This is a genomic window from Pseudonocardia alaniniphila (assembly GCF_022524485.1).
Classification (GTDB): Bacteria; Actinomycetota; Actinomycetes; order Mycobacteriales; family Pseudonocardiaceae; genus Pseudonocardia; species Pseudonocardia alaniniphila.
Map to the genome: position 1 here is coordinate 198950 of NZ_JAKXMK010000019.1, position 22178 is coordinate 221127.

Here is a 22178-nt window from a genome sequence, read left to right on the forward strand (position 1 = left end):
CTCCTGTGGCGGCGGCAACGGGCGGCTTGACGATCGATCGAACGCCGACGTAGCGTCGGCGACAGGTCATGAGTGCCAGCACCAAGCCCCGGCTCGCTGGCCGGCAACCCTCCTCCGCGGTGGGGTGCTCCGGGTGACGACCAGGCCGCCGGGCGGGGTGTCCGGTGGCAAGCGCGGACCCGCCTGTGTTGCCGGGTCCCCTCATGAGGAGACCGTGTTGTCGCTCGTTCTTGCTCCCTCCGATGTCTCGTCCGCCACGTCACGCGAGCTTCCCCCGGTGGTGGGCGACGACCTCCGGGTGCCACTGGTCACGGGCGGGAACGTGGCGTACGCCAACCTCGATCTCGCCGCCAGCGCGCCTGCCCTGCGCTCCGTGGCCGCCCACGTCGCCGAGTTGCTGCCCTACTACGCGTCGGTGCACCGCGGCGCGGGCTACGCCTCCCAGGTCAGCACCGCGCTGCTCGAAGCCGCGCGCGCCACGGTCGGCGAGTTCGTCGGCGCCCGGCCCGAGGACGACGTGGTGGTGTTCACCCGCAACACCACCGACTCGCTGAACCTGCTCGCCGGGTGCGTGCCGGGCACCGTCCTGTGCCTGGACGTGGAGCACCACGCGAACCTGCTCCCCTGGCAGACCGGCGCCCACCAGGTGCTGCGGGCCGCCGACACCGTGGAGGAGACCCTCGCGAGCCTCGATGCCGCCCTTGCATCGACTTCCGTGGCCCTGCTCGCGGTGACGGGCGCATCCAACGTCACCGGTGAGGTCCTGCCGCTGGACCGGATCGTCGAGATCGCCCACCGGTGGGGCGCCCGGGTAGTGGTGGACGCCGCCCAGCTCGCGCCGCACCGCAGCATCGACATCGCCGCCACCGGCATCGACTACGTGGCCCTCTCCGGCCACAAGCTCTACGCCCCCTACGGCGCCGGCGTGATCGTCGGCCGCCGTGACTGGCTCGACGTGGGCACGCCCTACCTCGCGGGTGGTGGCGCGGTGCGGGAGGTCGAGGTGGACCACACGATCTGGGCCTCGGCCCCGCATCGGCACGAGGGCGGCACTCCGAACGTGCTCGGCGCGGCAGCTCTTGCACAGGCCTGCCGCACGCTCGCCCCGGTGCTCGACGGAGCGGCGCTCGCGCACGAGCGCGCGCTCTCGGACCGGCTCGCGGCGGGCCTCGCCACCGTGCCGGAGGCGCGGACGCTGCGGATCTGGTCGGACAGCACCGAACGCGTCGCCGTGCAGAGCTTCTCCCTCCCGGCACAGCATCCGTCGGGACGGGTGGCCGCGTACCTCTCCGCCGAGCACGGGATCGGCGTCCGGGACGGCCGCTTCTGCGCCCACCCGCTGCTGCTCAGGCTCTGTGGGGAGAACGGCGAGGCGCTGCGCGCGAGCATCGGGATCGGCACCACCGAGGAACACGTCGACCGGCTGGTGGAGGCGCTCCGGCAGCTCGTCACGCAGGGCCCGGACTGGACCTACGGACGTGTCGACGGGCGGTGGGTGCCCACGCCCGACCCGCGTGACCACGATCCCCTCGGGGTCGTGGGCGACCTGGCTCTCGGCACGGGGGCCTCCGCCTGCAGCTCGGATTGATCATCCCGGCGACGTTGGGCAGGCAAACCTAACAAGCAGCTATCCTCCTTTTCGATCACACATCGGGCGGGGAGGAGTGCTGCATGCGCGTCGTCGTGTTCGGCTACATGACGTGGGGCCATCGGACGTTGGACGCGGTACTCGCGGCCGGGCACGAGGTCCCCTTGGTCGTCACACACCCGGAGAGCGACAACCCGTACGAGACGATCTTCAACGATTCCGTGGCCGAGCTCGCGGCCAAGCACGGCGTCCCCGTGCTGGTGCGCACCCGGGCCGACGACGCGGAGGTGGCGGAGCGGATCCGCTCCGCCGACGCGGACGTGATGGTCGTCTCGAACTGGCGCACGTGGCTGCCGCACGCCGTCTTCTCCCTCCCCCGGCTCGGCACGCTCAACGTGCACGACGCCCTGTTGCCCGCCTACGCGGGCTTCGCGCCGCTCAACTGGGCGCTGATCAACGGGGAGCCCGAGGTCGGGGTCACCGCCCACATGATGGACGGCGACTTCGACGCGGGCGACATCGTGCTGCAGCGCGCCACCCCGGTCGGCGACGAGGACACGATCGTCGAGCTGTTCGACCGCACGCTGGCCATGTTCGGGCCGATCACCGTGGACGCGCTGGAGCTCCTGGCCTCGGGACGCACCGACTGGGAGCCGCAGGACCGCAGCCGGGCGAGCTACTTCCACCGGCGCAGTGAGGAGGACAACCGGATCGACTGGAGCTGGCCTGCCCGGGACATCGCCAACCTGGTGCGCGCGCAGGTCGACCCCTATCCCAACGCCTACTGCTTCCACGGCTCGACCAGGCTGCGGGTGCTCGCCGCCGGCGTCACCGACACGCCCTACGGCGGCACGCCCGGGCGCATCTTCATCCGCGACGGCGCCGGTGGCGTGGTGGTGGTGGCCGGGGCCGACGCCCGCCGCGGCCGCAACCCGGGGCTCGTGATCCGCCGCGTCCGCACCGACGACGGCCAGGAGCACGCGGCCACGGAGTACTTCACGCGGATGGGCGGCTACCTCACCTCACACCCCACCGCCTCACACCCCACCGCGTGACTCGCCGTCGGCCGGCGGCCGCACCCGCGACAACCGAGCCGTCCAGGCCGGTGCTTCCGTCCCCCATCGGGTACTCGGCTCGCGTGACCCACGACCATGACCTCGACACAGCTGTGTTCGATACGGCCGTGTTCGATGTGGACGGCACGCTCGTCGACACGAACTACCAGCACGCGCTCGCATGGTTCCGGGCGTTCCGGCGCTACGGGATCACGGTCCCCGTATGGCGGCTGCACCGGGCGATCGGCATGGGGGGTGACCAGCTCGTCGCCGCCGTGACCGACGACGACGTGGAGACCCGCCACGGGGACGACCTTCGCGGCGCATGGGCGGAGGAGTTCGCGCCGATGCTGGAGGAGGTGCAGGCGTTCGCGGGCGTGGAGGCGCTGCTGCGCGAGGTGCGCGAACGCGGCTTCCGGATCGCCCTGGCCAGTTCGGGCAAGCAGGAGCACGTCGAGCACTACCTCAGCCTCTTCAACGGCAAGGAGCTGGCCGACGCCTGGACCACCTCCGACGACGTGCGACGCACAAAGCCCGCGCCCGACCTGCTGGAAGCAGCGCTGCGAGCGGTCCACGGAACGGCGGGTGTGCTGGTGGGCGACTCGGTGTGGGACTTCCGTGCCGCGGCGGCGTTCGGGACACCGGGCTACGCCGTGCGCAGCGGCGGGTTCTCCGTGGAGGAGCTGTGCGCGGCCGGCGCCGAGGAGGTGTTCGACTCGCCCGAGGACCTGCTGCAGCGGCTCGACGAGACGCTGCTCGCCTGACTCCCTAGCCGGGCTCGCCCCGGCGCTTGCGGTACAGCACCACACCCAGGTCGGCGAGGGCGACCAGGGCGATCACCACCATCACCCAGCCCAGCACCGGCAGCCCGGCGGCGAAGCCGAGCCACGCCGCACCCGCCGCGAACGCGACACCGAACGTGGCGAGCACCGCGCGCAGTGTCAGTGCACTGCGCGCGGGCGCGGCACCGCCGTACCCGGCGGTCGGATCGTGGTATCCGGGCAGCCCGCGCTCGTAGTCGGAACGCTTCCGGCGATCCGGATCCTCATCGGCCATGCGCACGGGTACCCCGCACGCCTGACGGCCTCACGGATCGCCGTGCTCGGTTTCGTCGGGCAGATGGTGCTTCGGTGCCCCCGGCTCCGCCTGCGCCGCGGCTCCGTATGGTGCGGCATCCTCCGGCGCGGCGATGCGGTGGCGGAGCAGCACCCGGCTCCCGCGGCCGTCGAAGTGGATGAGGACCGACTCCGACATCCTGCTCATCAGCGGGATGCCATGGCCGCCGTGTGTGGGCTCCTCCACGGGCGGACGCCAACTGCCGTGGTCGACCACCTCGATGCTGAGCGTTCCCGGCTCGGTCCAGAGGGTCAGCTCGACGGCACCGGACTCATCGGGCCCGTAGGCGTGCCGCACCGCGTTGGCCGCCGCCTCGTCGACGGCGAGCACGACGTCGGCCACCTCGTCCTCGGTCAGCGCCAGCGGGGCGAGCCAACTCCCCAGCTCACGGCGGATCAGAACGAGCTGGTCCGGGTCGGCAGGCCAGCTCCGGTGCACGAACTCCACGTGCCCGGGGACGTCCTGATCCATGATCCTCGCTCTCCAGCTCCGCCCGCGTCCCGCAGCTCGCCTGCGGAGCGCCCGGCGGGGTTGGCCCGTTCTGCCGGCACAGATGACACGCTGACCGTATCGTCGCAACGGCAATCCCGCCCGCTCACCCGACGCGCAGAGCAGACCACTCGGCGTACACACCTGCGGCCACCGGTTGCGGTCCGCCCGATACGTCCCAATCGCTCTGATTTGTCCGGATGGACATCCACCGGCGGGGTGCTGCCAGGGCTTCGGCGGACGGGCGTTAGGCCCGCTCGGTCTGCGGGTAGCCCGGTGCATGACCCCGCAGATTGTTGGGCAGGGTGGCAGCGAGGCCGGATCCGGACACGCGCAGGGCACCCGGAGCGCCACGCACGCCGCCGACCCCGCCGCCGCGTCGACCAGCGAGCTCGTCAAACGAATGTCGACGCAAGTCTCCGAACTGGTCCGGGGCGAGCTGGCGCTCGCCCGGGCAGAGCTCACCGAGAAGGGCAAGCGCGCCGGGGCGGGCGCAGGCCTCGCCGGAGCCGGCGGGGTGGTGGCCCTCTACGGCGTCGGTGCCCTCATCGCGGCCGCGATCGCTGCGCTGGACATCGTGCTGGCGCTGTGGCTGGCCGCTTTGGTGATCGGGGTGGTGCTGCTGATCGTGGCCGGGGTGCTCGCGCTCGTCGGCCGCAAGGAGCTGCGCCAGGCCGCCCCGCCCGTCCCCAAGGACGTCGTCGACAACGTCCAACAGGACGTCCAGGCCGTGAGGCAGGCGGTGCAGCGATGACAGGCCCACACTCCGCCGACCCGCCGCACCGGGCGACGTCCGGCGCTTCCCGCACTCCGGACGAGCTGCGCCAGGACCTCGGCACGTTGCGCGCCGAACTCGGTGACACCGTCGAAGAACTCGCGCACCGCGTCGACGTCCCCTCCCGGGTGCGCGCCAAGCGCGAGGAGACCACAGCCCGGGTGCAGGAACAGGTCACGCAGGCGAAGGCCGTGCTCGCGAAGAAGGCGCCTACGGTGGACGCCGCGGTCCACGACCAGCGGACGCTCATCGCCGTGATCACGCTCGTGCTGAGCTACCTGCTGGTCAGCCGGATGCGCCGGCGCAAGCAGCGGCGCAAGGCCGTACGCGCCGAAGCGGACATCCCAGCGATCGGGAGGGACGAGAATGGAACGCGGTAGCTCCAAGCACAGCCCCCGGGAGGACGACGCGCTGGCCGGGGAGCTGGCCGGACAGCTCGGTCCGGGCGGCTCCAACCGCGAGGAGTGGGTCGATCCGGAGCCCCCGGCCGACGACGATCCGCCCTCTCGGGTCGACCTTTCGTCGGACAGCGGGTCACCCGACGCCGAGACCGTCCCGAGCGACGAGGAGATGCGCCGGGCCCAGCACGACATGGCCGTCGCGAACGACTGGAAGCGGGAGGACGGGGCCTGACCGATCGGGCGCCCCGGCGGCCTGCTGTGCGGGCGCGCGTCAAGCGGTAAGAGATCGCGGCCTGAGGTCCGTAGCCCGTCGCCAACCATCGGTTCGCCTGGCAGGGTGGCGCGGTGATCACTCTCCCCCCGACGACGGCCCGGCGTGCGGTGCAGGCAGTGCTACGCGGGTCCGGCCTGATCGCGGTCGCCACCGGGACCTGGGTGGTGGCCCGCGGTAGCGCGGCCGTGCCCGACGGCGGCGCTGTCTCGCCGAGCGCCGACAGCGTGCTGCGCTTCTACGCCACCTGGTGGGCCGGGTCGGGTGTTCTCATGTGGCGGCTCGCGGCTGCGCCCGAACGGCATCCGGCAGCGGTGCGGGCGGTCGCCGCCGCGACGTTCGTGGGTGGCGTCGCCCGGATCCTCGCCGCCCGGCACAGCGGCCCGCCCCATCCGCTCTTCCGGGCGCTGACCGTGCTGGAGCTCGTGACAGCGCCCGCGCTGCTCGCGGCAGGGCGGCAGCTCGCACCCGACCAGCAGGAGTCCTCGCACGACCGGTGACCCCCGCCGTGTTCAGGGCAGGCGGGCTTCCTCCGGGGTCTTGTCGGTGCGCAGCCCGCGCCATGCGGCGTGGCGCAGCCTGCCCTCGGCCGTGAGCACCCGGTAGACCACCTCGCCCACGAGCCGGGGGTGCACCCAGCGCGCCTTGCGGGCCTCGTCGCGCGGCACCTCCTCGTCGAACGGACTGGAGGGACGTTCCAGTGGGCGCAGCTCCCCCAGGAGGTGCTGCAGCGCCGCCTCCGTGAACCCGGTGCCGACATGGCCGAGGTAGCGCAGCCTGCCGTCGTCGTCGTACGCGCCGAGCAGGAGCGCGCCGAGGCTGGCGCTGCGCCGCCCCTCCCCCGCCGTGTAGCCGCCGATGACGACCTCCTGCGTGGTCAGGAGGGCGGTCTTGACCCACGCGGGCGACCGGCGGCCCTGCTCGTACTGCGCAGTGCGACGTTTGCCGATCACGCCTTCGAGCCCGTGGGAGCGGGCCACCGCGAGGAGATGCTCGCCGTCGACGCCCGAGGTGGCCGGAGGCACCCGCACTCGCGCACCGGCGAGCCCCAGCTCGTCCAGAAGGGCGCGGCGCCGGTCGTAGCTCTCACGCAGCAGCGGCCGCCCGTCGAGGTGCAAGAGGTCGAACACCACGTACGACACCGGAATCCGCTCGACGAGCTCTGGCGCCGGTGAGCGGACGTGCATCCGGTGCTGCAACATCCCGAAGTCCGGCCGTCCGGCGGCGTCGAGAGCGACGACCTCTCCGTCGAGCAGCACCGGGCGGCCGTCGAGAAGCTCCGGAAGATCGGTGAGCTCCGGGTAGGCGCCGGTGATCTCGTTGCCACGGCGGCTGTGGGCGCGGACGCGGCTGCCCGCCACTGCGGTGACGGCGCGGACACCGTCCCACTTGAACTCGAAGGCCCAGCCCGGACCCGCGGGTGGCCGGCCCGGCGTGGCCAGCATCGGGGCCACGGGCTGCGGTAGTTCGGGTTGCGGTTCCGACCCGCTCATTCGCGAACGGTAGCGCGTTCGTGCTGGTCCGGCGGCCGCTTCTCGAGGGGTGGGGAAGCGGCCGCCGGGCGCGAGAGGCGGCTCGGGGTTCCACCTCGTCTTCGCGCTACCCCACGGTAACCGTTGCGCCTGCAACCGTGGAGATCGGGATCGCCCGAGTCGTCTGATGTCGCCTTCGCCACACACTAAGGTCGTCTCGTGCCGGATGATCCGGATGAGACCGCCGAGGCCACCGACGCCGATCTCGATGCCGTCGCCGAGAACCTCTACGGCGTGCTGCCCGACGACTTCATCGCCGAGCGCGACGCCGCCGCGGCCCGCGCCCGGGAACGGGGCGACCGCGAGCTCGCCAAGGCGATCGGCCGGTTGCGCCGGCCCACCCGGGCCGCGTGGCTGGCCAACCTGCTCGCGCGGCACCGCCGCGAGCAGCTCGACGGGTTGCTCTCGCTCGCCGCCGGGCTCGCCGATGCACAGCGCACGCTCGACGGTGCGGCGCTGCGCAGACTGTCGAGCACGCGCAATCAGCTCGTCGCGGCCATGGCCCGGGAAGCGGGCAGGCTCGCGATGGAAGCGGGCGACCCGGCCGCCGAGAGCGTGCTGCGGGAGCTGCAAGGCATCCTCGACGCCGCACTGGCCCGGCCCGAGATCGCGGAACAGGTGCGCTCGGGCAGACTCACGCGCACCCTCAGCTACACCGGCTTCGGCCCCGATGCCGATCCCGACGCCTGGCCCATGCCCGCGGTACGTGAGGCTCCCTCCCCGCAATCTCCGGCGCCGACTGTGGAGGCGGACCCCGCCGAGATCGAGCGCGCCGAACGCGAACGGGCCGAACGGGCGCGCGCCGAGCGCGAACGGCGGGAACGGGCCGTCGCCGAGGCCGAGGCCGAGGAGGACGCGGCGCGCGCTCAGCAGCACACCGACGAAGACGCCCGCGACGCGGCGGTGGAAGCCCGCGACGCCGCCCGCGACCGGGTTGCCGAGCTGATCGCGGAGCTGGACACGGCGCGCGACCGGGAGCGCACCTCCACGGCCTCGGCGCGCGACGCCGAGACCGCAGCACGGGCCTCCGCCAGAGCGGCGGGCGCCGCCGCAACGCGCACCGCGCGGGCCCGCGCCCGGCTCGACGAACTCTGATCGCAGGCGATCGCCCGATCACCGAATCCACCCGAGAGCGTGCTCACGCGGGGGCGACGGATGAGCACTCCGGCAGACGGGCACCCAGACACACCGCCCCGACACGGAGAGGACTGATCGCCGCCATGGCACACCCCAGCACCGCGACGGCCCCGAACGCCACCACCCGGAACATCGTGATCGACACGATCGTCACGCAGCTGCGCGCACTCGATCAGCTCACGAACACCGAAGCCCAGATCGCCGGGTTCCGCACCGCCCAGGCCCGTACCGACGCGGTCAGGCGCGAGCTGCGGCAGAACAGTGACGACGCGGTGCGGCGCGCCCGTCGCATCGCCGACCAGCTGCGCGCGCTCGACGCCGTGCCCGACGTGATGACCCCCGCCCTCGGCCGGGTGCTCGCGTTCATCACGAGCACGATGGAGCAGGCCCAGCCGATCGACGAGGCGCTGCTGCACGACCTCGCCCTCGAACACCAACTGCTCGCCCGCGCCCGTTACCTGCGCGTCCTCGCCGACCGAGCCGATCTGCCTGCCGTCGAGAAGCTCGCCGACGACCTGGTCGCCGCCCACACCACCACCGTCGAATGGCTCACCACCGTGCTCGCCGAGGAGGCACGCGGCGGGCCCGCCGCGCTCGCCCCCACACCGCTCCAGCGGGTGGCCGGAGGAATGGTCCACGTGGCCGGCATGCCGACGCGGTTCGCGATGGACCGGGTCAACCGCGCCGTCGACATCGCCTACCGCACGGGCGAGCACGCGCTCGACGTCGTCGGCGACGTGGCCGGGAAGGTCGTCCGGCTCGGCAACGGCACCCGCGAGGTCGCCGCCGCAGGCCGGGACGCGGCCCTCCAGCGGGCCGAGCGTGTGGCAGCACGCGACGGCGCGGACGCCGTGGCCGGCGTGATACACGAGACGCGAGCGGAGCTGGGCGGCCTCAAGGCCTCCGAGCTGCCCATCCCGCACTACGAGGAGATGACGGCGCAGGCCGCGATCGCAGCGCTGCGCGAGCTGACCACCCCGTCCGACGTCAGCGTCATGATCGTGTTCGAGAAGGGACACAAGAACCGCTCGGGTGTCATCTCGGCAGCGCAGACGCGCTACGCCGCGCTCGCGAAGGACGCGACCGGCGTGGAATGAGCCGCGTTTGGCTTTCCCGTCAGCGGGCACAGATCGGACGTGATGCTGCTGCGGCCACCCGGGGTGTACCGGGCCGAGGGTGACTCCCGACTGCTGATCGACGTCATGTGCCAGGGCGGTTTCGTCGACGGTCGTCACGTTCTGGACATCGGGACCGGAAGCGGGGCGCTGGCGGTGGCGGCGGCCCGCGCGGGCGCCGCCTCCGTCACAGCGGTCGATCTGTCGATGCGCTCGGTGATCGCGACCTGGCTCAACAGCAGGCTGCACGGAGCGCCCGTCTCGGTCCACCGGGGAGATCTCTTCACCCCAGTGGCCGGGCGGCGTTTCGGGCTGGTCGTGGCCAACCCGCCCTACGTCCCCGCACCGACCGCCGTCCTGCCGCGCCACCGCAAGGCCCGCTGCTGGGACGCCGGGCCGGACGGGCGGGCGCTGCTCGACCGGATCTGCGCGGGCGTGCCCGATGTCCTCGCACCCGACGGTCACCTGCTGATCGTGCAGTCGGCGGTGTGCGACGCCGACGCGACGGTCGAGGCGCTGCAGCGGGCGGGGCTCTCGTCCGAGACGCTCGCCCGGGCCACCATCCCGTTCGGCCCGGTCATGCGCTCCCGCGCAGCGCTCCTGGAGTCCCGCCACCTGATCCACCCGGGGCAGCGGTTCGAAGAGCTCGTCGTCATCGGGGCGCGTCATGCGTGACGCCGCACGGGAGATCGTGCTCACCGACGAGGGCCCGCTCCTCGTGTCCGGGCCCGTCGAGGTGGTGCTGCCGGACGGGCGGCGGGTGCGTTCCGATCGTCCGGTCACCGCGCTGTGCACGTGCCGGCGCAGCCGCCGCCAGCCGTTCTGCGACACCAGCCACCGGCGCAAGGTGCGTCACGACGAAGGGGAGGACCGTGCTCAGCAGAAGCCGACCGGCGCTCGTTGAGCCGCCTGCACTGCCGGAGCCGCGCGGCCCACTGTCGGCGGCGGTGATCGGATCGCTGCGCCGCGGGCCGGAGATCCTGCTGCCCGTCGACCCGGACGATCCCTACGGCGAGGATCTGCAGCTCGCGCTGTACTGCCTATACGAGCTGCACTACCGCGGGTTCGCGGGGGTGGAGGACGACCTCGAGTGGGACCCTGCGCTGCTCACGGTCCGGGCGGAGATGGAACGGATCTTCCTCGGCGCATTGCGCGCGGACGTCGCTCCATCCGACGGCTCGATCGACGCGGTCGATGCCGAACTGGAGTCACTGCTCGTCGAACCGGTGGACGCGCACGGCGTCTCCCACCACCTGCGCCGCGACGGCGAGCGGTGGCAGGTGCGCGAGTACGTCGCCCACCGGTCGCTCTACCACCTGAAAGAGGCCGACCCGCAGGCCTGGGTGATCCCGCGGCTGGACGGGCCGGCGAAGGCCGCGCTGGTGAGCGTCGAGCACGACGAGTACGGCGCGGGCGATCCGGACCGGATGCACGCGCACCTGTTCGCCGAGATGATGCGCGCGCTCGAACTCGACGCCTCCTACGGCGCGTACCTGGACGCGGCGCCTGCCCAGACTCTGGCCGAGGTGAACCTCATGTCGGTGTGCGGGCTGCACCGGGCGCTGCGCGGCGCGCTCGTCGGCCAGTTCGCCACCGTGGAGCTCACCTCCTCCCCCGGTTCCGACCGGCTCGTCCGCGCCATGCGCAGGCTCGACCTGCCGGACGCGGCGGTCGAGTTCTACGCCGAGCACGTCGAGGCGGACGCCGTGCACGAACAGACCGTGCGACGCGGCGTGATCGCCCCGCTCCTGGCGGCCGAACCCGCACTGGCCGCGGACATCGTCTTCGGAATCCGCGCGAGCAGCCTCCTCGCCGACCGGTTCGGCGACCTGCTGCTGGAGCGCTGGGCGCAGGACCGCTCCGCGCTGCTGCACCCGCTCCCCGACGCCCCCGCGCTGGGCAGAGCGTCGTAGAACGAGCACCCGCCCACCGGGACAGCGGCCCCGGCAGACTGGCGGGGATGATCCTGCCGCCCGACCTTCCCGACCTACCCGTCCGCGGCGTGCTCGACGAGGTCACGGCCACGCTGAGCACGCAGGGCAGCGCGGTGCTCGTGGCGCCGCCCGGCACGGGCAAGACCACGCTCGTGCCGCTGGCGCTCGCGGCGGGGACGGAGGGGAAGGTCCTGGTCGCCGAGCCGCGCAGGCTCGCTGCTCGGGCCGCCGCCGCCCGGATGGCGGCACTGCTGGGCGAGGGGGTCGGCGAGACCGTCGGTTACGCGGTGCGCGGCGATGCGCGCAGGTCGGCGGCCACGCGCATCGAGGTCGTCACGTCGGGCCTGCTGCTGCGCCGGCTGATCGCCGACCCGGAGCTCGCCGGGGTCGACGCGGTCGTGCTCGACGAGGCCCACGAACGGCACCTCGACGCCGACGTGCTGCTCGCCCTGCTCCTCGACGCCCGCGATGGACTGCGGCCCGACCTGCGTCTGCTCGCCACGTCGGCCACGGTCGCCACCGGCAGGCTTGCCGAGTTGCTCGGCGCTTCCGGCGCGCCCGCCCCGGTGCTGGAGGTGCAGGCGCGGACCTTCCCCGTCGTGGTGCGGTACACGCCGCCGGTGCGTGGGGAGCGGATCGAGGCGTGCGTGGCCCGGGCGGTGCGCGACGCGCTCACCGGGGACGACGGCGATGTGCTCGCGTTCCTGCCCGGCGTCGCCGAGATCCGGCGCACGGCATCGGCGCTCTCCGATGTGGACGCCGATGTGCTGCCGCTGCACGGGAGGATGCCGGCCGCCGACCAGGACGCGGCGCTGCGCCCCGGCCCCCGGCGCCGCGTGGTGCTCGCGACGGCGGTGGCCGAGTCCAGCCTGACCGTGCCCGGGGTCCGGGTCGTCGTGGACGCCGGGCAGACCAGGGTGCCCCGCGTGGACCACCGCCGCGGCCTGGCGGGGCTCGTCACCGTGCGCCTGTCAGCCGCCGTGGCCGAACAACGGGCCGGCCGGGCGGGCCGGGAGGGGCCCGGACGCGTGTACCGCTGCTGGCCCGAGGGGGAGCTGCTGGCGCGCTACCCCGAACCCGAGATCCGCACCGCCGACCTCAGCCGTCTCGCGCTCGACCTGGCCTGCTGGGGCACCCCGGACGGCTCCGCCCTGCGGTGGTGGGACGCGCCGCCGGAAGGTCCGCTGCTCGCCGGCCAGAACGTGCTGCGAGCGCTCGGCGCCCTCGACGGGACGGGCGCCACCGAGCGTGGGCGCCGAATGGCGGATCTGGGCCTGCACCCTCGCCTGGCCCGGGCCCTGCTCGACGGTGCGACGCTCGTCGGCGCACGCAACGCGGCCGAGGTGGTGGCCCTGCTCGACGACGACACTCTCGCCTCCGGGGCCGAGGTCGACGGCGAGCTGCGCCGCCTGCGCTCGGGTGAGGCGCCGGGCTCGCGCCGCTGGCGGGCCGAGGTGACACGCCTGGCCCGCCTGCTGCCCGCCGCGAGGAGCGGAAGCGGCGGCGCTCATGACGACCCGCAGGAGCGTGCCCGGCGAGCCGCGCTCGTCGTGGCTCTCGCGCATCCTGAGCGGCTGGCCCGCCGACGGGCGGCGGGCTCGTCGCTCTACCTGATGGCGGGCGGCACCGCCGTCGAGCTGTCCCCCGGCAGCGGACTCGACGGTCACGAGTGGCTCGCCGTCGCGGTCGCCGACCGCACGCCCGGCGCTCAGAACGGCCGGGTGCGGCTGGCCGCCCCCGCTGACCGGGAGCTGGCCGAGCTCGCCGCACCCGCGCTGCTCTCCGAGGCCGACGAGGTGGTCTGGCAGGCGGCCGGCCGGACGCGCGGGGACGTCGTGGCCCGGCACGCCCGCCGGCTCGGCGCGATCGTCCTGGACGAGCAGCGGGAAGCCCGTCCCGATCGGGCGGCCCTCCGCGAGGCGCTGCTCGAGGGCCTGCGGGCCGAGGGCACCGGACTGCTTCGCTGGACCGACGCAGCGAGGCGGCTGCGCGATCGTCTCGCCACCCTGCACCGCGTGCTGCCCGACGACTGGCCTGACGTATCGGACAGGGCGATTCTCTCCGACCCCGACCGGTGGTGGACCGGTCCGTTCACCACTGCCCGCAACCGCGCGGACCTCAGCCGGATCGACGCCGGCGCGATTCTGCGCTCGATGCTGGGCTGGCGGCAGGCCGCCGTCCTCGACGAGCTCGCCCCCGAACGGATCACAGTGCCGTCCGGCTCCAGGATCGCGCTTGACTACTCCGGCGAGCGACCGGTATTGGCGGTGCGGGTGCAAGAGGCGTTCGGCTGGACCGCCGGCCCGGCCGTTGCCGCGGGGCGGCTGCCGGTGGTGCTGCACCTGCTCTCCCCCGCCGGCCGCCCGGCCGCGGTCACCACCGATCTGGCCTCGTTCTGGGCCACCGGCTACTCCCAGGTCAGGGCCGAGCTGCGGGGCCGGTACCCGAAACACGACTGGCCGGAGGACCCGCTGACCGCCACACCGACCCGCCGGTCCCATCGGCGCTGATTCCCCCCACTATTACTGCTCTTTTCTCTTTCCTTACTTTCGGGGCCGTTCCGACAACTCACACGGATTTCACACGACCTAGGAAGAATGGCCACGCCACACGGCACTGGGGAACCCCAGGGGAAAGGTGGACAATTCGAATGACTGCAGCGAATTTCGTGTCGGCTGCCTCCGGTATCGGCCGGCAGGGATTCGTGGCCGAGCATGGCCTGCACACCGCTGACCAGCAGGCCGCGGCTGCAGCCGTGGCTGAGCAGATCGACCGGTTGGGAATCAAAACCATCCGGGCCGTGGTGGTGGATCAGCACGGGACGCCGCGGGCGAAGTTCCTGTCCCCCCACGCAGCGATCAGTGCACTGAGCAGTGGAGTGGACTTTTCGGGCGCGATCTACAGCATGGACACGGCGAACTTCGTCTACCCCGCGGCGTTCGCGGCCGGCGGCGGGCTGGGGATCGACGAACTCACCGGGTTTCCGGACGTGGTCATCGTCCCGGACCCCACGACGTTCCGCGTGCTGCCCTGGGCGGACAGCACGGCCTGGATGCTGTGCGACGCCTATTTCTCCACCGGGAGCCCCGTCCCGCTCGACCCGCGGCACGTGCTGCGCACGCAACTGAGGCGACTGGCCGAGCAGGGCCTGACCTACACCACCGGGCTGGAGGTCGAGTTCTACCTCACCCGCAGGCACTCCCCGGCGATCGGCATGCACGACACCACGCAGCCCCCCGCAGCGCTCGCCGTGGAACCGGTCCAGCTCGGCTACCAGTACCTCTCCGAGGTTCGCCTGGACTCCCTGCACGACCCGATCACCGCCATACGCGACGGGCTGGCCGCAATCGGTCTGCCACCCCGGGCGATCGAGGACGAGTGGGGACCAGGACAGCTCGAGATCAGCTTCAGCCCGATGGCCGGTCTGGACTCCGCCGACGCCATGATCCTCTTCCGCTCGGCGGTGAAACAGATCAGCGCCCGGCAGGGACTGCACGCCACCTTCATGTGCCGGCCACTGCTGCCCAACTTCTTCGCGAGCGGATGGCACCTGCACGCCTCGCTGACCGACGCCGCGGGCGAGAACGTCTTCCGCTCCTCCGACGCCGTACTGTCCCCGACCGGGCTGGGCTATCTGGCCGGACAGCTCGCCCACGCCCCTGCCATGGCCGCGTTCGCCATTCCCACCGTGAACGGCTATTCCAGGCTGGCTCCCTACTCGTTCGCCCCTGACCGGATCTCCTGGGGCGTGGAGAACCGCGGCGTCCTCGTGCGCGTCCAAGGCGCCCCTGGCGATCCCGGCACGCACCTGGAGAACCGCCTCGCCGAACCGGCGGCGAACCCCTACTTCCTGCTCGCCGCCGACCTCGCCGCAGGCCGCGACGGCATCGCCCGAGGGCTGCAACCCCCACCGGCGATCACCAGCGATCCCTATGCCAACCCGGCCCCGCCGCTGCCCACCACCCTGCTCGACGCGATCGGCGAGCTGGACAAGGACCCGCTCTACCGCGAGCAGTTCGGCCCCGAGGTCGTCGACTCCTACCTGCTGATGAAACGCGCCGAGTACGCCCGCTTCGAGTCGGCCCGCGACACCGCCGACGACCCCGACACAGCTGCCGCCCATTGGCAGCAGCGCGAGTACTTCGAGTTCTACTGATGAACAGCACGCAACGCGACCCGTTCGTCCCGTCCCCAGGCCTCGCCACCGCCTCGCTCTCGACGAGGGACGTGATCGCGATCTCCGTGACGATCCTGGCGCCCGGAATGGCGATGCTGCTCAACGTCCCCGGCGTCGCGGTGATCGCCGGCGGCTCCACGCCGCTGGCATTCGTGCTCGGTGGCATCGCCTGCCTCGCCCTCGCCGCCGTGGTGATCGGATTCACCCGCCGGATGGCCGCCGCCGGCTACGCCTACACCTACGTCAGCCGCAGCCTCGGCCCGACGATGGGCTTCATGGCCGGGTGGCTGTACACGTTCGGCCTGGTCTGCTTCGTGCCGATGACGATGGCCGCGGTCGCCTACCTCACGTCGGACCTGCTGGGCCTGGGTCAGGTCTGGTGGTTCCCGATCTTCCTGCTCGGAATGATCCTTCTGGTGGGGTTGTCGATCATCCGGATCTCGGTGACCAGCCGACTTCAACTGGCGGTTGCGGCCATCACGATCATCGTGATCCTCGTCGTCGACATCACGGTCACGGCCAAGGGCGGCGCCCAGGGGAACACCGCCGAGCCGTTCACATTCGCCCACACCGAGAAGGGCGGCTTATCCGGGGTCTTCTACGGAATCATTCTCGGCATCACGTCCTACATCGGCTTCGAGAGCGCCGCCGACTTCGGCGAGGAAACCAAGAACCCGCGCCGTTCCATTCCGATCGCCATAATCGCGGCGGTCGGCCTGGCCACCGTCTTCTATCTCTGGACGACGTACAGCATGTGCATCGGATTCGGCGTGGACAACGGAGCGGCGTTCGGCGCGGACTCGTTCGCACTCAAGACGATCGCAGCCCAGTTCGTGGGTGACACGCTGGCGTCTCTCGTGGAGATCGGCGCATTGCTGTCGGCCTTCTTCGTCTGCGTCGGGTGCGCCACCGCTGCCACCCGCACGCTCTTCTCGATGGGACGCGAGGGTGCACTTCCGCCGTGGCTGGGGCGCACGCACTCCCGCTTCCAGACGCCCGCGAACGCCGCACTCACCGTGGCGGCGGTGGCCACCGTGCTGGCCGCGCTGGTCGGATTCGGGCTGGGCACGAAGGATCTCGGCGGCGAACCCACCACGGTCTACTACTTCTTCGCGACGCTGGGCACGCTGTGCGTGATCCTCGTCTACATCGGGCTGTGCATCGGCGGCGCGGTGTTCTTCCGGCGCTCCGTCGAGCGCTACTGCCTCGTCCGCCACCTCGTGGTGCCCGCGGTGGGCGTGATCATCTTCACCGCGGCGCTGTACGGCTCTATCTACCCGACGCCGCCCGAGCCGCTGGACATGACGCCCTACATCACCCTGGCCGCTATCGTCCTCGGCTTCCTCGCCCTCGGCCTCCTGCGCGTCAGCAGGCCAGAGGCGGTGGGCCGGATCGGGTCGATCCTCGGCGAGGAGGAACCCACGTCCGCCGTCTCCCGCGCGGCGGGGTGACCCGGGACCGGGCCCCTACGGCACGACGGTGACCGGCCAGCGTCCGCTGCGCACCGCACGCACGGCGACCGACCCGAACAGCTTGTGGGCCGCATGGGTGCTCGCGCCGACCAGGATCGCGTCGGCGCGGACCTCCTCGGCCACCTGCGTCAGCGCCAGCACCGGGTCCGCGGTGGCGACGACGAAGCGGACGTCCACCCCGTGCTCGCGGCCCAGCTTCTCGATGTCGGTGCGCAACTCCTCGCGCAGCTCGTCGGCCGAGTCCTCGGCGATCGGGAGCGCCAGCGCCCCGGCACCGGCGAACGACGCCGCCGGAAAGCTCTCCGCGAACACGGCGACAACCCGTGCGCCCTGGCGGCGGGCCTGACCGAGGGCGTAATGGAAGGCACGCCATCCGGTGTCCGAGCCGTCCACTCCGACCACCAGCGTCATCGGGCCGTCGCATCCGAGCTCGAAGCGGTTCTTCATCGGATTGTTCCTCGCGGCCGATACGACCTGATCTTCACCAGGCCAGTTTATATAGCTTTGCTAATCATTTGTACAGGGCGTGGGCAACCCCACCCCCCGGGCATTTCGAACGGATGTTCTACGATCAACCTGGTTCGCCGCACTATCACGAGAGGGAGCACGCCACACCGATGAGCACGCCCCAGGCCACAACCGCCCCCCGGCGTTCCGCCGACTCCAGCGCCCCGGAAACCGCATCCGAGGAGCCTGCTGCCGGCCCGGCATCCGAGTCGACACCCACGGAATCGGCAGCACCCGCCGCGGCGCCCGCGTCAGCGCCGTCCGACGCCCCGGCAGCTCCGGAGCCCGCCGACGCCGACGCCGGAGGCGAGAAGCCCCGCCGCGGCCGCCCGAAGGGCTCCAGCAGCGCGCGCACCACCCGCACGATCGAGCTCACCCTCACCGTCAGCGGCACCGCCGACGGCGACTGGCAGGCGGAGCTCAAGCAGGGCACCACGTGGCTCAGCCGCGGCCTCCCGGTCACCGCCGCGGCGGTCACCCGCGCGGCCCAGGAGCTGCACGAGGAGCTGGCCGGGCCCATCGAGGCCGTGATCGGCGCAGCCCGGGAGCAGCGCGCCGCCCGCGTCGCGGCTCTCGAGGCGGAGCTCGAGCAGGCGCGTAAGGCACTGGCAGAGATCACCGACTGACACCCGTACCCTTCGGGCGTGTCCGGTATCAACCCCGCCGACCTGCAGACCTGCCTCCGGGTGCTCGCCGAGATCGACGAACTGCCTCCCGAGCATCCGGATGCGGTCCGCATCCGGCGGGCCACCGCCGGCATCTACAAGTCGGTACGGCTTCGGCGCCGGGCCGCGAAGCGCGAGGCCGTCGCCGCCGCCGACAACGCGGTCACCGCGGCCACGGCCACGGGCTCTCCCGGACGGATCGACGACGAGACGCGCGGCATTCCGCTCGTCTCCGCCGCCCCCGACGCCACAGCGGGCACGCTGCTCCGTTCCCGGGCCTGCTACACCTGCAAGAACCGCTACCACGTGGTCGACGCCTTCTACCACCAGCTCTGCCCGCCCTGCGCGGCGCTGAACCGGAGCAAGCGCGACGCCCGCACCGACCTCACGGGCCGCCGCGCCCTGCTCACCGGCGGACGAGCGAAGATCGGCATGTACATCGCACTCCGGCTGCTGCGCGACGGGGCGCACACGACGATCACCACCCGGTTCCCGAACGACGCCGTGCGCCGGTTCACCGCCATGCCCGACAGCGCCGACTGGCTGCACCGGCTGCGGGTCGTCGGCATCGACCTGCGCGACCCGGCCCAGGTCATCGGCCTCGCCGACACGGTGGCCGCCGAGGGATCGCTCGACATCCTGGTGAACAACGCCGCGCAGACCGTGCGGCGCTCCCCCGGCTCCTACGCCGCGCTGCTCGAGGCCGAGCAGTCCGGTCCCGGCGCCACCGCCGAGCTGGTCGAGATCCTCACCTTCGACCACGTGCGCGGCGAGCGTCCGGCCGCCATCACGGGCGGGCTGCAGCGCACGCCCGCGGCCCTCACCGAGCTGGCCCTCACCGCAGGCAGTGCCTCGGCCGAGCGGATCGCGGCCGGCACCGCGATCGACGCCGGCGGACTCCTACCGGACACCGCACCGGTGAACAGCTGGACCCAGCACGTGCAGGAGATCGATCCGCTCGAACTGCTCGAAGTGCAGCTGTGCAACCAGACCGCACCGTTTCTTCTGGTGAGCAGGTTGCGCCCGGCATTGGCCGCCTCCACCGCGCGGCGCAAGTACGTGGTGAACGTCAGCGCGATGGAGGGCCAGTTCACCCGCGCGTACAAGGGCCCCGGCCATCCCCACACCAACATGGCCAAAGCCGCCCTCAACATGCTCACCCGCACGAGTGCGGGCGAGATGCTCGCGACAGACGGCATCCTGATGACGGCCGTGGACACGGGCTGGATCACCGATGAGCGACCGCACCCGCTGAAGCTGCGACTGGCCGACGAGGGCTTCCACGCACCGCTCGACCTCGTCGACGGGGCGGCACGGGTGTACGACCCGATCATTCGCGGCGAGGCCGGCGAAGATCTGCACGGCTGTTTCTTGAAGGATTATTTCCCGACTCATTGGTAGCTTTTGGCATTTCGGACAACCCGGATGGATGCTATCCGGTATCAACTCCGACGGGACCACGTGTATGTTTTCTTAATGGTTCATGTGCCGTTCACGTACGGGTCCGTAGCGTGGTGCGCGTGGCCGTAACCCGAAGGGACCTGCGCATATGAACTACTCGGTCATCGTCGTGGTGGTGGTAATAACCGCCCTGGCGTTCGACTTCACGAACGGCTTCCACGACACGGCCAACGCCATGGCGACCTCGATCGCCACCCGCGCCCTTCCCCCGAAGATCGCGGTCTTGATCTCAGGAGTACTCAACGTCGTCGGCGCCTTTCTCTCCGTCGAGGTGGCGAAGACGATCTCCAACGGACTGGTGGATGAGGCCCGCATCACGCCGGTCGTGATCTTCGCCGGCCTCGTCGGCGCGATTCTCTGGAACTTGATCACCTGGCTGCTCAGCTTGCCGTCGAGCTCTTCGCACGCGCTGTTCGGCGGGCTCATCGGAGCGACGTGGGCGGCCGCCGGAACCGGCGCGATCAACTTCGGCGCGCTCTTCAGCAAGGTGATCCTGCCTGCTGTGGCATCTCCCCTCGTCGCCGGGATCATCGCGCTGATCGCGACCTATCTCGCGTACAAGATCACGGCACGGGTGGACCAGAGCACCACCAGCGGCGGGTTCCGGATCGGCCAGATCGTGTCGGCGTCACTGGTCTCGCTCGCCCACGGCACGAGCGACGCACAGAAGACCATGGGCGTCATCACCCTCACGCTGATCACCGCGGGCGCACTGCCCTCCTCCGCCGGCCCGCCCCTCTGGGTCATCCTGGCCTGCGGCCTCGCCATCGGGCTCGGAACGTACTTCGGCGGCTGGCGGATCATCCAGACCCTCGGCAAGCGGGTGAGCGACATCCAGACCCCGCAGGGATTCGCCGCCGAGGTCAGCAGCGCTGCTGTCATCCTCACCTCGTCGCACATGGGCTTCGCCCTCTCCACCACCCACGTCGCCACCGGATCGATCTTCGGGGCCGGGGCGGGTCGTCGCCTCGCGTCGGTCCAGTGGGGCGTGGCCGGACAGATGGCCATCGCCTGGATCGTGACGCTGCCGGCCGCCGCCGTGGTCGGAGCTGTCGCCGCATGGGCCGTCAACGACGGCGGCACGGTCGGCACCGTGGTCGTAGCGGTAGTGGGCGTCGGCGTCGCCGCCGGTATCTACGTCGCCTCGCGCCGCCGCCCGGTTACCGCGCACAACGTCAACGACGTACCGAGCGTTCCCGAGCCCGTTGCGGCTCGTGCCTGACGGTCCTACGAAGGAGTAACGGACGTGAACATCGACTGGGGATCCCTGCTGCTGGTGGCTCTCGTGTCGCTGGCGGCGGCGGTCGCCGTGGTGGTGCTCGTGGCGCTGGCGCTCGTCGGCGTATCCGCCGCGCGCAGCGACGTGACGCGCCCACAAGGCGGTGTGAGCGCGATCAGTCCTGCCATCGGCATGACGATGGCCTGCGTGTGCGTGCTGGCGTCGGTGGCGATCGTCGCCTACGGCATCTATCTGGTGGCAAGGTGACCCGCAGGAAATAGCAGGTGTCGTGAGCCAGGCCGTGACCCGGCCGTCCCGATCCTTGGGACGGCCGGGTCCGTCGTTCGTCACCCAGCCGAACGACATGGCGCCGACCCTGGCATCGGACCACGATGGGGGTGTGACGACCGCTACCCATACGTTGATCCAGCTCACCGACCTGCATCTCGTGGCCGAAGGTGACGACTTCCCCGGTGGGGTCGACACCGCCGCCCTCCTGGAGCGTGCGCTGCGGACCGTCCTCGATGTGGGAGCCGCGGCCGGTGCGCTCGTGGTCACCGGCGACCTCGCCGAGCACGGACGCCCCGAGGAGTACCGGCGGGTGCGCGCGATCGTGGAACCGGTCGCCGATCGCCTCGGGATGCCGGTGGTCTACGCCGCCGGCAACCACGACAACCGCGAGGCGTTCCGCGCGCATCTCCTGGACGAGGCGCCGTCCCGGGAACCGCTCGACCAGGTCGTTCGCGTGGGAACGCTGCGGATCATCGTGCTGGACAGCACCGTGCCCGGCCAGGCCCACGGTTCCCTGCGCCCGGGCCAGCTGGCCTGGTTACGCGCCGAGCTGGCCGAGCCCGTTCCCGCAGGCACGGTGCTCGCGCTGCACCACCCGCCCCTGCCCAGCGCCTCTCCGCTCGCCGCGTCCATTCCCCTGCTGAACCGTGAGGAGCTCGGGGACGCGATCGCCGGCAGCGACGTCCGCGTGGTGCTCGCCGGCCACACGCACGTCGCCAGCGCGGGAACGCTCCGCGGAATCCCCGTCTGGACCGGCGGGCCGATCGCCACCACCATCGACGTCTCCACGCCCGGGACCGCGCTCCGAACGGTCGCGGCGCCGTCGGTGAGCCGGATCGACCTGTTCGCCGACGGCCTGCTGACCACGTCCGTGCCGGTAGGGGCCGAGGTCATGGCGGAGGTACCGGACGGGGAGATGGAACCGAAGCTCGCGCGACTGCGCGCCGCGGCCGGCCTGGGGTGACGGCCCGGC

At 72.0% G+C, this 22178-nt stretch carries 24 protein-coding genes and 1 riboswitch; of the genes, 20 read left to right on the forward strand and 4 right to left on the reverse strand.

Annotation, left to right across the window (positions count from 1 at the left end; genetic code table 11):
- The first annotated feature begins 64 nt into the window (after nucleotides 1–64).
- Nucleotides 65–180: riboswitch (SAM riboswitch) on the forward strand.
- Nucleotides 181–214: 34 nt separating this feature from the next.
- The 3 genes from MMF94_RS22390 (at nucleotide 215) to MMF94_RS22400 (ending at nucleotide 3407) form a co-directional block, all read left to right on the forward strand.
- Nucleotides 215–1588 (forward strand): aminotransferase class V-fold PLP-dependent enzyme, encoded by a 1374-nt coding sequence (locus MMF94_RS22390; RefSeq protein ID WP_379660505.1) that lies wholly within the window; start codon nucleotides 215–217, stop codon nucleotides 1586–1588.
- An 83-nt stretch (nucleotides 1589–1671) separates the two neighbouring features.
- Nucleotides 1672–2643 carry a methionyl-tRNA formyltransferase gene (locus MMF94_RS22395; RefSeq protein WP_241039091.1) on the forward strand — a complete coding sequence of 324 codons (972 nt, stop codon included), beginning with the start codon at nucleotides 1672–1674 and terminating at the stop codon, nucleotides 2641–2643.
- 83 nt (nucleotides 2644–2726) lie between these two features.
- Nucleotides 2727–3407: an HAD family hydrolase gene (locus MMF94_RS22400; RefSeq protein ID WP_241039092.1), complete on the forward strand. Its 681-nt coding sequence runs from the start codon at nucleotides 2727–2729 to the stop codon at nucleotides 3405–3407.
- 4 nt (nucleotides 3408–3411) lie between these two features.
- Here the strand turns inward: MMF94_RS22400 and MMF94_RS22405 are convergent, their stop codons facing one another.
- Together MMF94_RS22405 and MMF94_RS22410 are read right to left on the reverse strand one after the other, a co-directional pair.
- Nucleotides 3412–3699: a DUF6343 family protein gene (locus MMF94_RS22405; protein ID WP_241039093.1), complete on the reverse strand. Its 288-nt coding sequence runs from the start codon at nucleotides 3697–3699 to the stop codon at nucleotides 3412–3414.
- Between the two features lie 30 nt (nucleotides 3700–3729).
- A complete protein-coding gene (locus MMF94_RS22410; protein WP_241039094.1) occupies nucleotides 3730–4230 on the reverse strand; it encodes an ATP-binding protein in 501 nt (166 codons plus the stop codon).
- A 298-nt stretch (nucleotides 4231–4528) separates the two neighbouring features.
- Here MMF94_RS22410 and MMF94_RS22415 point away from each other — a divergent pair, with 298 nt between their 5' ends.
- The 4 genes from MMF94_RS22415 (at nucleotide 4529) to MMF94_RS22430 (ending at nucleotide 6195) form a co-directional block, all read left to right on the forward strand.
- Entirely contained in the window at nucleotides 4529–5002 is a 474-nt protein-coding gene (locus MMF94_RS22415; protein ID WP_241039095.1) for a phage holin family protein, read from the forward strand.
- Nucleotides 4999–5403 carry a DUF3618 domain-containing protein gene (locus tag MMF94_RS22420; protein WP_241039096.1) on the forward strand — a complete coding sequence of 135 codons (405 nt, stop codon included), beginning with the start codon at nucleotides 4999–5001 and terminating at the stop codon, nucleotides 5401–5403. The genes MMF94_RS22415 and MMF94_RS22420 overlap by 4 nt, the downstream gene beginning before the upstream one ends.
- Nucleotides 5390–5656, forward strand: a complete 267-nt coding sequence (locus MMF94_RS22425; protein ID WP_241039149.1) for a hypothetical protein — start codon at nucleotides 5390–5392, stop codon at nucleotides 5654–5656. The genes MMF94_RS22420 and MMF94_RS22425 overlap by 14 nt, the downstream gene beginning before the upstream one ends.
- A gap of 113 nt (nucleotides 5657–5769) precedes the next feature.
- Nucleotides 5770–6195, forward strand: a complete 426-nt coding sequence (locus tag MMF94_RS22430) for a DUF4345 domain-containing protein (RefSeq protein WP_241039097.1) — start codon at nucleotides 5770–5772, stop codon at nucleotides 6193–6195.
- A gap of 12 nt (nucleotides 6196–6207) precedes the next feature.
- Here the strand turns inward: MMF94_RS22430 and ligD are convergent, their stop codons facing one another.
- On the reverse strand, nucleotides 6208–7188 hold the full coding sequence (gene ligD / locus MMF94_RS22435; protein WP_241039098.1) for a non-homologous end-joining DNA ligase: 981 nt from the start codon (nucleotides 7186–7188) through the stop codon (nucleotides 6208–6210).
- Nucleotides 7189–7386: 198 nt separating this feature from the next.
- Here ligD and MMF94_RS22440 point away from each other — a divergent pair, with 198 nt between their 5' ends.
- The 8 genes from MMF94_RS22440 (at nucleotide 7387) to MMF94_RS22475 (ending at nucleotide 17041) form a co-directional block, all read left to right on the forward strand.
- Nucleotides 7387–8322 (forward strand): serine/threonine-protein kinase, encoded by a 936-nt coding sequence (locus MMF94_RS22440; RefSeq protein ID WP_241039099.1) that lies wholly within the window; start codon nucleotides 7387–7389, stop codon nucleotides 8320–8322.
- 125 nt (nucleotides 8323–8447) lie between these two features.
- Nucleotides 8448–9461 carry a ferritin-like domain-containing protein gene (locus MMF94_RS22445; RefSeq protein ID WP_241039100.1) on the forward strand — a complete coding sequence of 338 codons (1014 nt, stop codon included), beginning with the start codon at nucleotides 8448–8450 and terminating at the stop codon, nucleotides 9459–9461.
- A 42-nt stretch (nucleotides 9462–9503) separates the two neighbouring features.
- Nucleotides 9504–10154: a HemK2/MTQ2 family protein methyltransferase gene (locus MMF94_RS22450; RefSeq protein ID WP_338104312.1), complete on the forward strand. Its 651-nt coding sequence runs from the start codon at nucleotides 9504–9506 to the stop codon at nucleotides 10152–10154.
- Nucleotides 10147–10383, forward strand: coding sequence for a CDGSH iron-sulfur domain-containing protein (locus MMF94_RS22455; protein WP_241039102.1), 237 nt, complete (start codon nucleotides 10147–10149; stop codon nucleotides 10381–10383). Before MMF94_RS22450 ends, MMF94_RS22455 begins: the two co-directional genes overlap by 8 nt.
- Complete coding sequence (locus tag MMF94_RS22460) at nucleotides 10352–11392, forward strand: iron-containing redox enzyme family protein (RefSeq protein WP_379660504.1); 1041 nt, start codon at nucleotides 10352–10354, stop codon at nucleotides 11390–11392. The genes MMF94_RS22455 and MMF94_RS22460 overlap by 32 nt, the downstream gene beginning before the upstream one ends.
- A gap of 47 nt (nucleotides 11393–11439) precedes the next feature.
- On the forward strand, nucleotides 11440–13923 hold the full coding sequence (gene hrpB, locus MMF94_RS22465) for an ATP-dependent helicase HrpB (RefSeq protein WP_241039104.1): 2484 nt from the start codon (nucleotides 11440–11442) through the stop codon (nucleotides 13921–13923).
- A gap of 140 nt (nucleotides 13924–14063) precedes the next feature.
- Entirely contained in the window at nucleotides 14064–15569 is a 1506-nt protein-coding gene (locus tag MMF94_RS22470; RefSeq protein WP_241039105.1) for a glutamine synthetase family protein, read from the forward strand.
- The gene (locus tag MMF94_RS22475) at nucleotides 15569–17041 is read left to right on the forward strand and encodes an APC family permease (protein ID WP_241039106.1); all 1473 of its coding nucleotides are present in this window, start codon (nucleotides 15569–15571) and stop codon (nucleotides 17039–17041) included. The genes MMF94_RS22470 and MMF94_RS22475 overlap by 1 nt, the downstream gene beginning before the upstream one ends.
- Nucleotides 17042–17056: 15 nt before the next feature.
- On the opposite strand, the gene MMF94_RS22480 is transcribed toward MMF94_RS22475, so the two are convergent.
- Entirely contained in the window at nucleotides 17057–17509 is a 453-nt protein-coding gene (locus tag MMF94_RS22480) for a universal stress protein (protein WP_241039107.1), read from the reverse strand.
- A 170-nt stretch (nucleotides 17510–17679) separates the two neighbouring features.
- Between MMF94_RS22480 and MMF94_RS22485 the strand changes: the two genes are divergently transcribed.
- The 5 genes from MMF94_RS22485 (at nucleotide 17680) to MMF94_RS22505 (ending at nucleotide 22169) form a co-directional block, all read left to right on the forward strand.
- Nucleotides 17680–18195 (forward strand): DUF6319 family protein, encoded by a 516-nt coding sequence (locus tag MMF94_RS22485; RefSeq protein ID WP_241039108.1) that lies wholly within the window; start codon nucleotides 17680–17682, stop codon nucleotides 18193–18195.
- Nucleotides 18196–18213: 18 nt separating this feature from the next.
- Nucleotides 18214–19635, forward strand: a complete 1422-nt coding sequence (locus tag MMF94_RS22490) for an SDR family oxidoreductase (protein ID WP_241039109.1) — start codon at nucleotides 18214–18216, stop codon at nucleotides 19633–19635.
- A gap of 148 nt (nucleotides 19636–19783) precedes the next feature.
- The gene (locus MMF94_RS22495) at nucleotides 19784–20917 is read left to right on the forward strand and encodes an inorganic phosphate transporter (protein WP_241039110.1); all 1134 of its coding nucleotides are present in this window, start codon (nucleotides 19784–19786) and stop codon (nucleotides 20915–20917) included.
- A gap of 24 nt (nucleotides 20918–20941) precedes the next feature.
- Nucleotides 20942–21181, forward strand: a complete 240-nt coding sequence (locus tag MMF94_RS22500) for a hypothetical protein (protein WP_241039111.1) — start codon at nucleotides 20942–20944, stop codon at nucleotides 21179–21181.
- A 133-nt stretch (nucleotides 21182–21314) separates the two neighbouring features.
- A complete protein-coding gene (locus MMF94_RS22505; RefSeq protein ID WP_241039112.1) occupies nucleotides 21315–22169 on the forward strand; it encodes a metallophosphoesterase in 855 nt (284 codons plus the stop codon).
- The last annotated feature ends 9 nt before the right edge of the window (nucleotides 22170–22178 follow it).

Coding starts and splice junctions, on each gene's coding strand:
- MMF94_RS22420 (WP_241039096.1), top strand. CDS start 4,999: ATGACAGGCCCACACTCCGCCGACCCGCCGCACCGGGCGACGTCCGGC.
- MMF94_RS22450 (WP_338104312.1), top strand. CDS start 9,504: ATGCTGCTGCGGCCACCCGGGGTGTACCGGGCCGAGGGTGACTCCCGA.
- MMF94_RS22475 (WP_241039106.1), top strand. CDS start 15,569: ATGAACAGCACGCAACGCGACCCGTTCGTCCCGTCCCCAGGCCTCGCC.
- MMF94_RS22405 (WP_241039093.1), bottom strand. CDS start 3,699: ATGGCCGATGAGGATCCGGATCGCCGGAAGCGTTCCGACTACGAGCGC.
- MMF94_RS22470 (WP_241039105.1), top strand. CDS start 14,064: ATGACTGCAGCGAATTTCGTGTCGGCTGCCTCCGGTATCGGCCGGCAG.
- MMF94_RS22395 (WP_241039091.1), top strand. CDS start 1,672: ATGCGCGTCGTCGTGTTCGGCTACATGACGTGGGGCCATCGGACGTTG.
- MMF94_RS22485 (WP_241039108.1), top strand. CDS start 17,680: ATGAGCACGCCCCAGGCCACAACCGCCCCCCGGCGTTCCGCCGACTCC.
- hrpB (WP_241039104.1), top strand. CDS start 11,440: ATGATCCTGCCGCCCGACCTTCCCGACCTACCCGTCCGCGGCGTGCTC.
- MMF94_RS22445 (WP_241039100.1), top strand. CDS start 8,448: ATGGCACACCCCAGCACCGCGACGGCCCCGAACGCCACCACCCGGAAC.
- MMF94_RS22495 (WP_241039110.1), top strand. CDS start 19,784: ATGAACTACTCGGTCATCGTCGTGGTGGTGGTAATAACCGCCCTGGCG.
- MMF94_RS22425 (WP_241039149.1), top strand. CDS start 5,390: ATGGAACGCGGTAGCTCCAAGCACAGCCCCCGGGAGGACGACGCGCTG.
- MMF94_RS22415 (WP_241039095.1), top strand. CDS start 4,529: ATGACCCCGCAGATTGTTGGGCAGGGTGGCAGCGAGGCCGGATCCGGA.
- ligD (WP_241039098.1), bottom strand. CDS start 7,188: ATGAGCGGGTCGGAACCGCAACCCGAACTACCGCAGCCCGTGGCCCCG.
- MMF94_RS22480 (WP_241039107.1), bottom strand. CDS start 17,509: ATGAAGAACCGCTTCGAGCTCGGATGCGACGGCCCGATGACGCTGGTG.
- MMF94_RS22410 (WP_241039094.1), bottom strand. CDS start 4,230: ATGGATCAGGACGTCCCCGGGCACGTGGAGTTCGTGCACCGGAGCTGG.
- MMF94_RS22455 (WP_241039102.1), top strand. CDS start 10,147: ATGCGTGACGCCGCACGGGAGATCGTGCTCACCGACGAGGGCCCGCTC.